Raw genomic sequence first — 15729 nt, 5'->3', positions numbered from 1 at the left:
GGCTACACTGAAGCTAATATTGAATGTTCGTGTACAAAATTTTCTAATAGTTCTACGGCTTTGTCATTTCCTCCGGCAAGCGTGAATGTATTGCGGACTTCCTGAGCGGCGGTTCTGTATTTAGGGTTTTCCAATAATTCAAAAACGGTTTCACGAAGAGCATCCACACGCAGTCTTTTGTATCGGATGCTGATTCCGCAGCCTGCCTGCTCAATCAGTTTTGCGATGTGGAAATGATCATAAGCGATGGGTGTGATTAACATTGGTAAACCATTACGGAAAGTATCGTTTACGGTATTGAAACCACCGTGGCAAATTACCATATCCATTTGCTGCATTACTGCCGATTGAGGAACAAAGCTGTTCACAATGAAATTGTCCGGCCATTCTTCAAAAATTTCCGGTGGAGTAGCGGCAATCACTGTAACGGGTTGGTCTTTAAATGCAGCGATGATCTTTTCAAAGAAAGCTTTTCTGATGTCTACCAACAGCGTTCCTAATGATACAAAGATCTTTGGAGTAGTAGAAGCATTCAGTTTATCCCAGTCAAATGGAGCATCGTTCGGACGGCCTTTTACCGGACCTACAAATTTCATATGAGGCGGAACGGTTTCAAAACCAGCAAAAGCCTGAGATGTAAACACCATATTCAGTTTGTGAGAATGGATGTAAATACCTTCCTCATGAATGCCTACTTCTTTCTGAAGGTCTTTGATGAGGTTTTGCTGCCATTCCCAGATTTTTGGAGCACTTTTTTCCGTATCTCCCATCACATCCGGTGGAACCGGCGTTGTTGTTACACAAGGAATATGATGTTTATGAGCGAAAAGAGCGCCTCCGAAAGTGATACAGTCGTTCACGATAACATCCGGCATCCAGCTTTCTGTGAGTCTGGTTAATCCCGGCATCATCATTTTAGCGAAAGGAACATAGGTTTCTTCCAGTGCCAGTTTCATTACTTCAGGTCCGGAGCATGCGGGTCCGTCATCCTGTCTTTTTAAAATACGGGCAATTTCCTCCTGATACGGAATAAGATCTTCTTCAGGATAGAAATAAGAGCCTCCTTCAGGAATATGTTTGCTGTCTAAAGGGGTAATTCCGAACCATTTTACTTCATGTCCGCGGGCAATCAGACTTGCTCCCACGCTTAAAGTAGGGCTTACATGTCCGAAAAACGGAGGGACAACGAATAAAAATTTAGATGGTTTTTCAGGTTTTGAAGCCTTTGAGATAGCTTGTTCCAATAGATTAGCTGCTGTAGCTGCACCTCCTGCTTCCACAAAAGACTGTCCTACTTTCTGGGCTGCTTCGCGGTAGCTCGGAGTATTTAAAATCTGTTGTACAGCTTCTCTCAGGTGATTGGCTTTAAATCTGTTAAAATTAAGACGCTCACCTGCTTCTGTACGCACCACACGTCCTGCAACATGCGATTGATCATAGGCAATCGGAATCACAACCAAAGGAATACCGTTGGATAATGTTTCAGAAACGGTATTATGGCCACCATGGCAAACTACACCATCCAGATGAGGCAGCAGATCCAGCTGAGGAACCTGTTGATATATCATAAAGTTGTCAGGCCATTGCTCGAAAAGCTGTGGATCAGAAACGACTACAACGGTTAAATCTTCATCTTTAAAAGCATCGATTACCTTTTGGAAAAATGCTTTTTTATGATCGTGATCGAAGGTAGTACCGATACTTACCAGGATCTTTTTATTGTCTTTGCTTTTTAATTTCTCCCAGTCGAATTCACATGAAACACGTCTTTCTGTAAGAACCGGACCTGTGAATTGGTATTGAGACGGCAGATCATCCATTTCACCAAAGAAATAACTGGAAGTAAGAACAAGTGTCAGCAAATCTGAAGTCGCAAGAGAACGTTCTTCCTGGAAACCGAGTTCTTTCTGCAGGTCGATAATTTGATTCACTTCCCATTCGTGTACTTTTGGAAGCTCATTCATGATTTTGATGGCTGCCGGAGCGGTAACGGAAGTGGTGTAAGGAATGCCAAGAGTTTTGGCTGCAACCGGAGCTGCAAATAACTGATGATCCCCGATAATCAAATCGGGCTGCTCTATTTTTAATAAAGAAACAATACCATTATAGCAATGTCTGTTCAACGGGATAAGAACCTCTTCGTACAGGAACTTAACGCTGTCTATACCATACACTACTTTTTTGGAGATAATATCGAGATATTGTTCACTTTCTTTCTTTTCTTCGTCGGTCTGATCATATTGGATCAGTAATAATTTTCCTCCTTCGGGAAGTTTAGCCTCTAAAGTAGGGTCAAGGCTGATCCAGGCTACTTCATGTCCTCTTTCCAAAAGAGTAGCACCGATGCTTAAGGTAGGATTGACATGTCCTGTCAATGGTGGAACTATAAATGCAAATTTAGCCATGGTTTTGTGTTAAAATTTTAGATAAAAATTGAGCGATCGTTTCAGCAATGAGCTGTGGTTCCTGAATAGGAATATTGTGATCGCCCGGAATTAATTCAAGTTCAGACTGGCTGATTTGAGATTGCAGCCACTCACCGGTAGGTCTGCAGTTGGAATCAGCGCCATAAAGCAATAGAGTAGAAGCCGTCAGTTTATTGAAGTCGGTTTCACCCAGGAAATGTTTTTCCTTAATCATATCTGCTTTAATGCTGGTCTGATTAAACAGAAATTCATACATACGATGGTTCTTCTCCATTTGTCTTTTACCCATCTGTACTTTGGTGGTGTCTGTAAAGTTGGCTACATAGTGCTCAAGAAATTCTTTGCTGTATTCATCAATGATGTTACGGGCTTTTTCGTCCTGAGGATCCGGAGCTTCCGTCACTACAAGCTGATTCACGCGGTCAGGATATTCTAAAGCTGTCTTCAGCGCAATAAGTCCTCCGAAGCTATAGCCTACAAGGTGTACTTTTTCCAGTTGAAGGTGATCTATTAAACCTATTAAATCGGATGACATGTTGTCAAGATCGTAGCCATCCAAAAAGCGTTCACTCATACCGTGGCTTTTCAGATCGTACATCACCACATGGAAATGCTTGGCCAGCACCGGGGCAATATTAAAATAATAAATGGACAGGTTACTGAACATACCGTGGATGAGTACCACGGTTTGTTCGGCTCCTTTGTTGAGTTCCTGTATATGAACTTGTCTGTTATTGACAGTGATTATTGGCATTCGTAGATATAATTGATGATCATACTAAGGTCAAGATTAATCAGCTGGTCAAGATCCATAGATGATAACCAACCTGTAAAGTCGATCTGATCGCCAAAATGCGCTTTGATCTTTTCAGAGAAAGAGACAATCTCAATGCTGTCCATTTCAAGATCTCTGGTGAATGAACTTTCAGGAGTAATATCCATCTCTTCTACAAATTCAGCACCTATCACTTCAGTAATAAAACCTTTTAATAAAGTAAAAAGTTCTTCGTGGTTCATTTTTAATGTTGCGTTTACAGTGTCCATCCGATAATATAATTTTTATGTTTAATAGTTTTGATTTCAATGTTGTTGATCCACAAGTGATCATCTTTTATAAGCTCGACTTCGAAGGCTTTAGGATTTCCTTTGAGTCCTGTTCCCAGGAACTTTCCGTAAGCTTCCTTGGCTACCCAGAAACGGGTGGTCCATTCTGCCTGATCTCTGTCTTTTAATAGGGTTAATTCTTTGTCGGTAAATACCATGTCGTAGAATCCTGAACTGCGTTCTTCCATCAGTTCCATATCGATTCCTACAGATTTTCCATATCTCGCAATCCCAACGGCTTCTTTTCCTTTGTGAGCTAAAGAAATATGGATATCCTCTGTAAAATCACTGATGAGGTAAGGTTTCCCCACTTCATCGGAACGGATTTCAAACGTGATCGGGAAGCAGGCATGATTTTTTTCCTGACGAAGAAGATTTCTGACAGCATCTTTCACCGCTACACGGCTTACCATCCAGTTTTTCTTTTTGTTAGGTAACAATTGCTGATGATGCTGTTTTTCCGTTTGGTTGAAATATCTTTTCAGGATAAAATCCCAGGAAGCGACTCTTGTATAGGCCTGGTGGAAAAAGAAAACTTCAGGAGCAATCTCTTCAGAAAGGCGGTTGTGGAGCGGTGACATGGAAACATTCCATAAAGCGGCATCAATTTCCAGTCTTCTGTTTTGCCAGCCAGTAATGGCACACCATACTTTTCCGTCTTTTTTCAGGATGATATCGGCGATGGCGAATTCATCATTAAGCTCGGTCAGCATACAGGTGCATTCAAAAATACCTTCCTGATCATGCATATCTCCGAAGAATTCAATATCTCTGATTTTTACAGGGAATGCAATACGGTCTTTCACCAACGTAAGCTGAAGCCAAAGCCCGAATAGCTGTCCTGCATTATCAAGCAAAGAACCTTTACCACCGTTTCCTTTTATTTTTCCGATAATTCCTTTGTCACCTACAGCTGAAACTTCGGTAATTCCCTGATATTTATCTCCATGGAACATGTGCATGTCATAGATTTCTTCAGGTGTTCTTTCGATAGGTAAAAGATTACCGATGGAAAGATTGAAATCAGGAGTTGGAACAGGAGCAGATTTTAAGATTACTTCTGCGTTGGCAAAGTTTTCAATATCGAGATAAGCGTGATTAGTTGAACGCCATTCTCCTTTTACGGTTTTTTCGAAAGGTTTGGCGACGTTCATCCATTGGAATACGCTTACATTCATGATTTTATGAACCAGTGTTCCTGGGATTTCCGCTTCTGCAATTTCTGCAAGCTGTTCAAAGATCATCGTCATCGGAATGACCGGTTCCATATCTGCTACATGAGCCCATCCTTTTGGCTGTCTCAATAAACTGTGATCGATCAGGTAAGGATGACTTTCCAGTGTTACGTACAGATCTTTTGTGAAGGTTGTACTTCTTACGGGTTGTGGAGCTGCCGGAGCTACAGGTGCAGGTCTTTGGATGGTGATTTCCGGACGATTCTGGAATAAAGTCAATACTTCTTCCTGCATACGGATCATATCGGCAACGTTATCCTGGAATGCCTGTACCAGTGGATGACCACTTTTTGTGGCAATAGCTGAAGCTGTCGCTGTATATTGTTTTGGCGTGTCAAAAGATTGAGCTAACGCTTTTACTTCTTTAAAATTACGTACAATAGGTGAACCTAATTCCAATTTAATGCCTTTTCCAGAAGCTCTTTTCGAATGATTCTGAATTTCTAAAAAGTCAAGAGCAATTATTTTCCCTTCTACAAATAAAGAAGCGACTACACGCTGTAACTGAGCTAATGCTGAACGGGTAGGAACGCTGGAAGCGATGGTACTGAAAGCTTTTCCTTTCAAAGTATCATCAATAAATCCAATCAGACCGCCAGTTCCGACTTGAATGAAGACTCTGGCACCTTCTTCATATAATTTGTCTGTCAGTTCACGGAAACGAACAGGTTCTACCAAATGCTCGGCACTGAGTTTTCTGATCGCTGCCTGATCTGCAGGATAAGGTTCTAATGTGGTAGCAGACCACAATGGAATTTTCGTCTGCTGGAACTGTGCTTTTTCCATTCCCGCAAGGATCACATCCAGTTTATCCGCGATAAAAGGAGAGTGGAATCCGGACTGGAACGGCAATACCTGATGGAAGATCTGTTTTGCTTTTAATAAAGGAACCAATTCATCCAGCGCTGCATTGCTTCCGCAAAGAATCACCTGATTAGGGCAGTTGTCGTTGGAAACATAAAGGTTTGAAATCTCTGTAATAAAAGGTTTTATCACCTCAATTCCGGCTCCTATAGCGATGAATTTCGAATCTTTTAATTCAAAAGTTTCAGGATTCAGTACATCAATTAAAGCTTTTACAGAATTCGCTTCTGCCAGTTCGGATGAATAACCTGCCAGCCATTCTCCTAAGCTGTGTCCTGCGTTCATATCCGGAATAATTCCCAGTTTTTTCAGTGAATTATCAAGGATACTGCAGTTGTTGAAAATGTTTAAAGCATCGGTTAAAAGTCCTTCACCTTCTGTTTCTATAGGCGCTGATAATCCGAAATAACGGCTTACCGTTTCTACCTCACCTTTTGCCAGACCATCTAATCCAGGAAATACAAAGGCTACTTTACCACCATCTTTTAATAATGGGGTAGAAGTGTACCAGATATCCTGTTTGTTTTTCCATGTGATATTTTTGGAAACAATTTTAATAGCTTTTTCCAGTCTTGCAGGCGTTGGATCGAATATAGCAACCCTGAAATCTCCTTCACCAATTGCTGTTTCATTATTTTGTAATGCTGAAAGCAATGCTTCATGGGTAGGTCTTGCCAAGATCAATACCTGATCTTTTTTCGGCATATCATAGCCTTCAAGAACAACGTGAGCATTGATTCCTCCAAATCCGAAGGCATTCACTGCAGCTACTTTTGGCAGTCCTGTTTTTGACCAGTTTTTGGCTTCCTGTACAGGCTCAAACCTTGTATTCTGCATCTCCGAAGTTGGATTTTCGCAATATAAGGTTGGTGGTAAAGTATCATGATGTAAGGCAAGACAAGTTTTAATTAATCCTGCAATTCCTGCTGCTGGCATAGCATGCCCGATATTAGACTTTACAGATCCGATACCCGCAGCCTGAGCTGTTTCTTCTTTTCCGAAGAACTGAGCTAAGGTCTGAAGTTCTGTTTTATCTCCAAGGGGTGTTCCTGTGCCATGAGCCTCAAGATATCCCACTTTATTTTTATCTAAATCTGCGTTGATCCACGCCTGTTCTAAAGCCTTTAACTGACCTTTTACGGATGGGCTCATCACGCTGGTTCCGGTGCCATCGCTGCTTACGCCTACACCTTTGATCACGGCATAGATTTTATCCTGATCACGAACGGCATCTTCCAGTCTTTTTAAGACTACAAAACCACAACCTTCCCCAATTAACAGACCATCTGCATCCATACTGAACGGCTTGATCTGTTGTTGGCGGGACATAGCTCCCAGCTGGGCAAAAATACTCCAGAAAGCAGCGTTCTGCCCTGTGTGTACGCCTCCTGCGATCATGATATCGGAACGACCTCTCTGAAGTTCCTGTACAGCATGATCTACAGCAATCAAAGCAGAGGCACAAGCGGCATCTACTGTAAATGCAGCGCCTCCTAAATTGAAGCGGTTAGCAACAAGAGAAGCAACAAGATTGGGAATTAATCCCATGGCGGTATCGGCTGCAAAACGTCCTTTACGTTGTTGAAAAGCGTGTTTTACTTTTTCAATATCTGCAGAAGAAACCTGAGGCAACAACTCTTGTAATAATGAAGAAATCTGTTCTCCGGTTCTTACAATTTCAATCGCTCGGGTAGCTCCTGGTCCGGTGTAGTTTCCTTTGCCGATAATGATCCCTGTTTTTTCAAGGGAAATATTTTTCTGAAATACGCCTGCATCTTCCAGTGCTTTCTGTACCAGATCAAGGGTAAGCAAATGGTCAGGTTCCGTTCCTTCAACGGCTAATGGCAGAATACCAAACGCGGTAGGATCGAAAGTGTAATCAGGGATAAATCCTCCACGCTGACAGTAAAAACGGTCAACGGGACTTGTGGCATCACTGAAATGAACAGGATCTATCCGATCTGCCGGAGCGAGCTCGGTAGAATCAACTTTATTGACAATATTCTGCCAAAAAGTGTTGGCATCCTGTGCCCCGGGAAAGACACAGGATAGACCAATTACAGCAACATCTGTTTTTTTCATATTGAATTTATGCAGCGTTTTACCAATTATTTCCTGACATGATCAGCACCTGGCTTTCCGTTCCGTATTTAATCTCGTTAAGGAAGATTTCTTTTCCTTCATCCAATGGAATCATGGAAATACCTCTGCGTTCGTACTCAGATTCAAGGGTGGAAGAAACCATTCCGGCACCTTTCCATGGTCCCCAGTTGATAGAGATTACTTTTCCTTTTAATCTTTTATTTAAAGCATTCGCGTAATCATCCAGTACACTGTTGGCTGCAGCATAATCTGTCTGGCCTTTGTTACCGTATACGGAAGCAATACTTGAGAATAATACTACAAACTGACAGTCTGAACGAAGCTGTTCTGCCAATACACGAAGCGGTTTCACTTTGGTATCAAATACACGTCCGAAAGAGCTTGTCGTCTTTTGTTTGAATAATTTATCCTCTAAAAGACCTGCTCCGTGGATTACTCCATCCAGGCGGTTGTATTTTTCATAGATACTGCTGATCAGATTGCTTAAACCTTGTTCGTCGCAAAGATCCAGTGATTGGTAAATGATGGTATTTCCAAGGGCTTCCATATCACGGATCGTGCGCAGGATCTGATTGTTTTTGAAAATCTTCGTCGTTTCTTTTTCTATTTCTGCCGGAGAAGTGAATTGACCTGACTTGATTAAGAAACCTCTGATTTCTTCTTTGGTTTTCATGCCTTCGAAGTCTTTCGCAGAAATCTCTTTTCTTGGATCAGCAGATCTTCCTACCAGAATATAAGTACAAGGATAGGCCTGAGACATATGTTTTACCAACTCGGCAGTGATTCCCTGTGCGCCTCCCAATACCAATACCACAGATTTCTGATCTAACTGGATATGAGCTTCATTCAAGCTTGTTGACAATGGAGAAGGGATGATGTTTACTTTGTGTCTCTGATCATTTTTATAAATAACTTCAGCAGGTTTATCGTTGGTAAGGATCTCTTTTAAAGCAATTTCAGCAATCTGATCTACTTCCTGAGGAGTACTCAGGCTGATCAGTCTGCAGGTTGTATTATCAAATTCTCTTGCCAGACTTTTGAAAAGGCCCGGATATCCCTGATGATGGCGTAATATGCTGGCATCTGTAATTTCCTGAAGGTGCGCAGGAATATCAGAGATCAAATAGACCCATTTTGCTTTATCAAAATCAAGTTTTTTGATCAGATCTACGTGATCGATGATGCTTGGTTTGTCAGCTGCTGAGAATAAATCCAGCATAATTAATCCATCAATAGTCGAAAGATCTTTGTCTGTATCTACTAATTCTATGATGGCACCATGTTTTTCTAATGCATCTTTGATGGCTGAGGTTTGCTGGCTGTCATCTTGTGTAATGGCAAAGCGTTTTCCCTGTAATACTTCTGTATTTTGTACTAAAGAGGCATCAGTAGGAGTGATGTCAAAACGAAGACGTGAAAGTACATTTTGAGCTGGCTCTGCGGTGTTCGTTTCTTGTGCTTCCTGAGCAGTTTCGCTGGTCTCCCCATTCATTTCGCTGATCCAGCTTGCCAGACCGCGAAGGGTTTTAATAGCAGCCAGTTTTTCCATGACATCATCCGCCTGTTCAAGGTTTTGACCAAATCCGATCTTAGTTTTAAGATCACCGATGATTTCCATACGTTTGATGGAATCTATGCTTAAATCTGCTTCCAGATCAAGATCAAGACCCAACATTTCTTTTGGATATCCTGTTTTTTCACTAACGATATTCAGGATTGCATTTTGAAGGTCTTCAAGAGAGAATGCCGGCTGAGCTTGTGGTTTTGAACTTGTTGGTTCAGTGGCTGATCCGTTTTTCTCAGGAGCAGCAGTTGATTCAGTTCCTGAAAATTCAGTAAGCCATGAAACTAATCCGCTTAATGTTTTTATTCCTGCAAGCTGTTCCATAACAGTATCTTCACTGGTATTTCCGTTACCCAGAGTTCCCAGTTCGTTACGAAGTGTTCCGATGATTTCTACTCTTTTAATAGAATCAATACTTAAATCCGCTTCCAGGTCCATTTCCATACCCAGCATTTCCTGAGGATATCCTGTTTTGTCACTTACTACCTGTAGTAATAAGGATTTAATATCTCTTGAAGGAGCTTGTTTTACGGGAGCTACAGCTACAGGTCTTTCCTGCTGAACAGGCTGAACCGGAATGGTAGATATAGGTTGGTGTGCAGCAGCTGGTGCAGGTGAATGGTATACAGGAGCAGGGAACGCCTGAGGATTCTGTCCCATAAAGGAAAGCATCACATCACGCTGTGCCTGTATCATTAATTTCATGCTGTTCAAATATTCCTGCAACATGCGTTCAGCAGTAGACTGAGCTTCCGTTGCGGGTGCCTGTGGGTTATTCGTAAAATTGTTCATGGGAATAGGGTTTATAAGTGGTAATGCACCATTAGATGGCAGATTACCGGTGGTTGGGTGGGCAGTCTGCCCGTTAACACGCCAGATTGCAGGGCTTTTCTTGTAAAGCTCAGGTTGGTTAAGATCAATGATCGTAACGCTTCTGCCGTCAAAAAGTTTATCAATGTTAAAGCTTCTGCCAGTTCCTAAATATTGTGCCAGCATGCAAAGCAGGTGACTGAATTTATTACGGCTGTTGTCTTCAACATATAGTGTAAGCTGATCTTTTTCCAGACAAGACTTGGTTAATCCGGTAAGAACTTTTCCTGGCCCTACTTCGATGAAGATTCTTGCACCATCATTGTACATGGCTTGAAGCTGTTCTACAAATCTCACAGGATGTACAAGATGATCAGTAAGTCTTTCTTTTATTTCTGATGGATTTGAAGGATATACTTCTGCTGTAGTATTAGACCACACAGGAATCTGCATTTCCTGGAAAGGAACGTCTTTTAAGACTTCAGCATACAAACCTTTGGATTTCGCTAATAATGGGCTGTGGAATGCGCAGGCAACCTCCAGTTTTTTAGCAGAAATACCTTCCTGTTTAAGCACTTCCAGTAATTTATTGATAGCCTCTGTACTTCCTGCAATTACACATTGTGTAGGAGCATTGAAGTTTACAGGATAGCATCCTTCTACTTTATCAATAATAGGCTTTAAACGTTCCGCAGTGGCACTTGCTGCCAGCATTGAACCCGGATCTCCGCCTTCTACTGAATTTAAAATAGACTGCGCTCTCTGAACACTTAAGTCAACCAGTTTATCCTCTCCAAATACTCCTGCAAAACATAAAGCCGGTATTTCACCATAGCTGTGACCTGCAAGCATATCAGGGATAATACCTAATGATTCTAAGAATTTTGCTAAGGCAAGATCTACAATTCCTAGAAGCGGTTGTGCTAAACGGGTGTCTTTAATGGTTTCTTTCTGTTGTTTTAAATCAGCTTCATTAAACGTTTTCGATGGGAAAACTACTTTTTCAAGTTCAGGATACTCATCAATAATCTTACGCATAGCCGGGAAAACTACAAATAAGTCACGAGCCATATTGATTCTCTGGCTGCCTTGTCCCGGGAAGGTGAACGCTACTTTACCTTCTTTTTTATTAACCGTAAAAGTGTCTTTTGTCTCAATCCCTAGCAGTACTAGCTCGAGCTTCATCATCAGGTCTTCAGCGGTGTCTGCTACAATGCTGAACTGAATTGGCTTTTCTGAGCTGATGCTTAAACTGTAAGCAATATCTTTTAATGGAATTCCATCATTAATTTCTAATAAAGCTTTAATCTTGCTTGATTCTCCTTTGGCTTCGTCATACGTATCTCCACGGAAAACAAACAATTCTGAAGGCCACGACTGCATGGCGATTGAATTATCGTGTTTTGGATGATTCGCAATAACGGTATGGAAATTTGTTCCTCCAAATCCAAATGCACTGATTCCTGCATAACGGTTCTTCTCTCCCCATAATCCACTTTCTGCGTGGAATGCAAATGGACTGGTTTCTGCATTATAATACGCATTAGGCTGCTGAAGGTGAAGCGTAGGTGGCTTTACTCCGTGATATACAGCAAGCGAAGCTTTGATTAATCCAGCTAATCCAGCTGCACACTTGGTATGTCCGATCTGTGTTTTCACAGAACCTAAATGCGTCTGTCCAGGTAAAGCTCCTGAGCGGCTGAATAAATTAGTCAGTGCACTTAATTCAGTTTTGTCACCTACTACCGTTCCGGTACCGTGCGCTTCTACAAGGCCTACAGAAGCAGGACTTATCCCTGCTTGAGAATAAGCACGTTCTAATGCTCTTACCTGACCTATTTTTCTAGGAGCAGTTAAGCCTAACGCTTTACCGTCACTGGATCCTCCAACTCCTTTGATTACTGAATAAATTCTGTCACCATCGCGTACAGCATCTTCGTATCTTTTTAACACAAGGATGGCAATACCTTCTCCTAGGGCAATACCGTCTGCATCACCATCGAATGTGGCACATCTCCCTTTTCTGGATAAGGCATGCGTGCTGGAGAACATCAGATAATCATTAATTCCATTATGTAAATCTGCTCCTCCCGCAAGAACCATATCAGATTTTCCTAAGACAAGTTCCTGACAAGCCAGATCAATGGCTGCTAAAGAAGAAGCACATGCTGCATCAACGGTAAAGTTTCTACCGCCAAGGTCTAATCTGTTCGTAATTCTACCTGCAATTACATTCGCCAGAATACCTGGGAAAGAATCTTCAGTAGTATGTGGGAAGGCTTCTTTTACTTCTTCATGAAGTTCTCCGAAAACCTGCTTATAATATCCTCTGAAACTATAGCTGTTGGCAAGGTCATTACCTCCTTCAGCACCTATAATAACAGAAATGTTTTCTCTGTTGATGTGTTTTTCACCATATCCAGCATCTTCCATTGCACGTTTAGCAACCAATAAGGTTAAAAGTTGCGTAGGTTCAATGGCAGCAAGTGATTGTGGCGGAATCCCAAATGCCAATGGGTCGAAATCAATTTTAGGAATAAATCCTCCCCATTTTGAATGAGATACATCCGATTCGTTGGAATCCGGTTTGTAATAAAGTTCTTTATTCCATCTTTCATCCGGTACTTCGGTAACACTGTCTTTTCCTAAAATGATATTTCTCCAGTATTCATCAAGATTTTTAGCACCCGGGAAAATACATTCCATTCCTACAATAGCGATGTCCAGAGGTTTTTCTACAGAAACCGGTTCTTCCGGCAATGCTGCATCCTGAATATGTTCGTAATTATCTACCACACTCTGATGAAGGGCGGCTAATGAGATCACGCGGTTATGCATCGTAGCAACCTGTCCGATCATATACATTCCTAAGTCCAGTTGATCATCTTTAGGAATATTAACCAATTTATCACCCTGACGTTCTATACCTTTAGCCGCAATACGTAAACGGCCTACATTTAATTTTTCAAGTTGTTCCCATACCTGTTTTTTATCCATTCCGGCAGCCAAAAGTTTTGTTTTTTCTGTATTGAAATGGTGGGCAAAAGCTGTATTTAAGCAACGGGTTTCATGTCCGGGAGCTGTTTCCAGTAAAACGGTATCCTTCGCCTGCATTGCCTGAGACTGGAATTCTTCCTGAATAGCTCCGGTTTCTACTGCTTCGTGGGTATACAGATATGCTGTACCCATCAATACCCCGATTTTCACTCCTCTTGCAGCCAATGGTGCAGCCATGATGGAAACAAATGCAGTTGAAAAGGCGTTATGAATTCCTCCAGCAAAAAAGACACTGATGTTTTCAGGATGATCTTCTTTTAAAATACGTTCAATTTGTTTTTCCCAAAGAACGGTACTGGACAGAGGCCCTACGTGACCTCCACACTCACGTCCTTCAAAAATGAAGTTTTTAGCTCCTTCTTTCAGGAAAATATCCAGAAGGGCAGGGGAAGGAACGTGTAAAAATGATTTTATTCCTGCTTTTTCAAATACTTTAGCCTGTGCAGGTCTTCCTCCGGCTATCAAAACCACTGGAGGTTTTGCTTCTAATATATATGATGTCTGTTCATCTCTTAATTCCTGTGGTGCAAATCCTAAAATTCCGACACCCCATGTTTTTTCACCAGCCAGTTTTTTGGTATCCATTACCAGAGATTTTGCAGATTCTCCTTTCAATAAAGATAGGGCAACAAATGGTAATGCTCCGGCATCTGCTACTGCATTAGCAAAAGAAGGTACATCACTCACACGGGTCATTGGTCCCTGAGCGATAGGATATTGTAATCCCAATTCCTTGGCTAAAGCGTTGTTTTTATCAATTACTTTAAGTGCTTTGGCCTGTTTCAGGTGTCCATACATGGCTTCTTTGAGACCGAAAATAAGTTTTTTCAGCGTTTTGAAGTCTTCATACAGATCTGTGGCTAACGAAATGTCTTGTCCCATAGGGATATAGCATGTGCTAAGGTCGAAACCAGTAAAGTATTGTTTCAGATCTTCAGCGGTTGCATTTTCAGGTAAAGCAGGTGAGTTGGGTCTTACCAATACACGATGGTTAGCGATCACCTTGGTTTCTGTACCATTCAGTTTTGAGCATACTTCTTTCAGATCCTGAGGAACCGAACTTTCCGGGAACAGAGCAAGCTGGCTGTCCAGAACAATTCCTGTTGCTCCCAAAGCTTTTGAGGCAGCGGCGGTATGGAGACCTATTCCTCCCTGTACCCACACCGGAATGCTCTGGATTTCTTTGATCACACGCTGGAATAATACAAACGTGGATTCATAGCCTACTAATCCACCCGCTTCATTTCCTTTGATAATGATTCCTTGTGCTCCTGATTCTTCAGCCTGTCTGGCCTCTTCCAAACTGGTTACCTGATAAATAGCAGGTACATTGAATGGTTTAGACATTCCGAACGGAAGGATTGCAAATCTTACTTTTTCCGGAATCTGTAGAGTGGTGAAATTGTCATTAGAAAAATAAATACCATACGATGGTACGTCTATCTCGTCAAGTTGATGTAACGCTTCCTGGGCTTTCGTTAGCTCATTTCCTAAACTTAGTACGGGGAATGCACCCGCCTGGTGCAATCGGGATATAAGAGTAACGTCCGGCTTTTCAAAAGGCGTCAGTCCAATAATGGTTAATTTTTTCATGGCGTGTTAATTGAATTATTGAATGATAGCAAGAGTTTCATAACAGAATGCAAGGTCTTTCGATAAGACCATTACTTTTTGCTACGATATAGTAAAAATTGTTTTTGTTAAATCGTTAACAATATGTGTTGTTTTGTGATAATTGTTTAATAATCTATCGGTTTTGGATAGATTTTGGGTTGTAGTAATTATATCCGGCTTTTCAAAGGACATCAGCCTGATTTTGGTCAAGTTTTTCATAGCATTTACGGTATAGAAAGAGTTAATGATATCTCATAGCAAAACACTAATGTTATTCGTATAAATAACAATTTGATGTTATGAGGAAATAAAAATAATAAAACAATAGTATATCTTCAATTATAAATGTTATTTGATAATGATTTTTTAATATAAAAATATCAATTGTTCAAATGCTATTAAAGTATATTTATTGTTTCCTTATTCTTAGAAATATGGCCGGTACAATCTTATAAATTTTAACTATAAATAGTTATAGTTAAAAAAATGTTAAGCAAATATAGGAATAAAAAATAAAATATTTCAAAAACAAGAGATTTGTTTTTAGGTATGTTACAAAAAGATAATATACAATGAATAAGGTTCTAAAATGTAAGAATTACCTTTATCAATCTGATAAAATAGCAAAGCGAATTTAAACAAAATTAATCAATATATTGTGATTTAATTTGAATTATTTGTGAATTTTTTCTATCTTTTTGATAAATAAACAGATAGGTATTTTTAAGAATAAATTAATATTATTTCGAAATTCATAAAACAGTAATGTTAATAAAAAAAATGAAATGAGATTTATGACTTTTTCCTCTTCTTCAAAATAAAGAAAAAGATAGTCTTCGGTGAATCGTAAAAAAATATTTAAACTTCTATTTAAAGTTAGCTGTCATTTGCCTGAGTGGTAATAGAAGTAATTCTTAATAAAGGAAATAACCATGTAAGTGTTGGTTTAATT

At 40.6% G+C, this 15729-nt stretch carries 5 protein-coding genes; all 5 read right to left on the bottom strand.

Translation table 11 applies throughout. From position 1 onward, the window contains the following. Window positions 1-2: 2 nt before the first annotated feature. Genes NK356_RS09620 through NK356_RS09600 form a run of 5 tightly spaced genes read right to left on the bottom strand, consistent with a single transcriptional unit; the run spans window position 3 to window position 14756 of the window. The gene (locus NK356_RS09620; protein ID WP_253316859.1) at window positions 3-2405 is read right to left on the bottom strand and encodes a glycosyltransferase; all 2403 of its coding nucleotides are present in this window, start codon (window positions 2403-2405) and stop codon (window positions 3-5) included. Then, complete coding sequence (locus tag NK356_RS09615; protein ID WP_253316858.1) at window positions 2398-3180, bottom strand: alpha/beta fold hydrolase; 783 nt, start codon at window positions 3178-3180, stop codon at window positions 2398-2400. Before NK356_RS09615 ends, NK356_RS09620 begins: the two co-directional genes overlap by 8 nt. Further along, complete coding sequence (locus NK356_RS09610) at window positions 3171-3470, bottom strand: acyl carrier protein (protein WP_034696900.1); 300 nt, start codon at window positions 3468-3470, stop codon at window positions 3171-3173. The genes NK356_RS09615 and NK356_RS09610 overlap by 10 nt, the downstream gene beginning before the upstream one ends. Next, window positions 3458-7711, bottom strand: a complete 4254-nt coding sequence (locus NK356_RS09605; protein WP_253316857.1) for a type I polyketide synthase — start codon at window positions 7709-7711, stop codon at window positions 3458-3460. Before NK356_RS09605 ends, NK356_RS09610 begins: the two co-directional genes overlap by 13 nt. Before the next feature lie 19 nt (window positions 7712-7730). After that, complete coding sequence (locus tag NK356_RS09600; RefSeq protein ID WP_253316856.1) at window positions 7731-14756, bottom strand: type I polyketide synthase; 7026 nt, start codon at window positions 14754-14756, stop codon at window positions 7731-7733. Window positions 14757-15729 lie beyond the last annotated feature (973 nt).

The organism is Chryseobacterium sp. S0630 (assembly GCF_024158915.1).
GTDB lineage: Bacteria > Bacteroidota > Bacteroidia > Flavobacteriales > Weeksellaceae > Chryseobacterium.
This window is presented reverse-complemented; position numbering and strand designations above follow the sequence as displayed.

What these genes read in the sequence shown, in the direction of transcription:
- NK356_RS09620 (WP_253316859.1), bottom strand. Translation starts at nt 2,405, where the DNA reads ATGGCTAAATTTGCATTTATAGTTCCACCATTGACAGGACATGTCAAT.
- NK356_RS09615 (WP_253316858.1), bottom strand. Translation starts at nt 3,180, where the DNA reads ATGCCAATAATCACTGTCAATAACAGACAAGTTCATATACAGGAACTC.
- NK356_RS09610 (WP_034696900.1), bottom strand. Translation starts at nt 3,470, where the DNA reads ATGGACACTGTAAACGCAACATTAAAAATGAACCACGAAGAACTTTTT.
- NK356_RS09605 (WP_253316857.1), bottom strand. Translation starts at nt 7,711, where the DNA reads ATGAAAAAAACAGATGTTGCTGTAATTGGTCTATCCTGTGTCTTTCCC.
- NK356_RS09600 (WP_253316856.1), bottom strand. Translation starts at nt 14,756, where the DNA reads ATGAAAAAATTAACCATTATTGGACTGACGCCTTTTGAAAAGCCGGAC.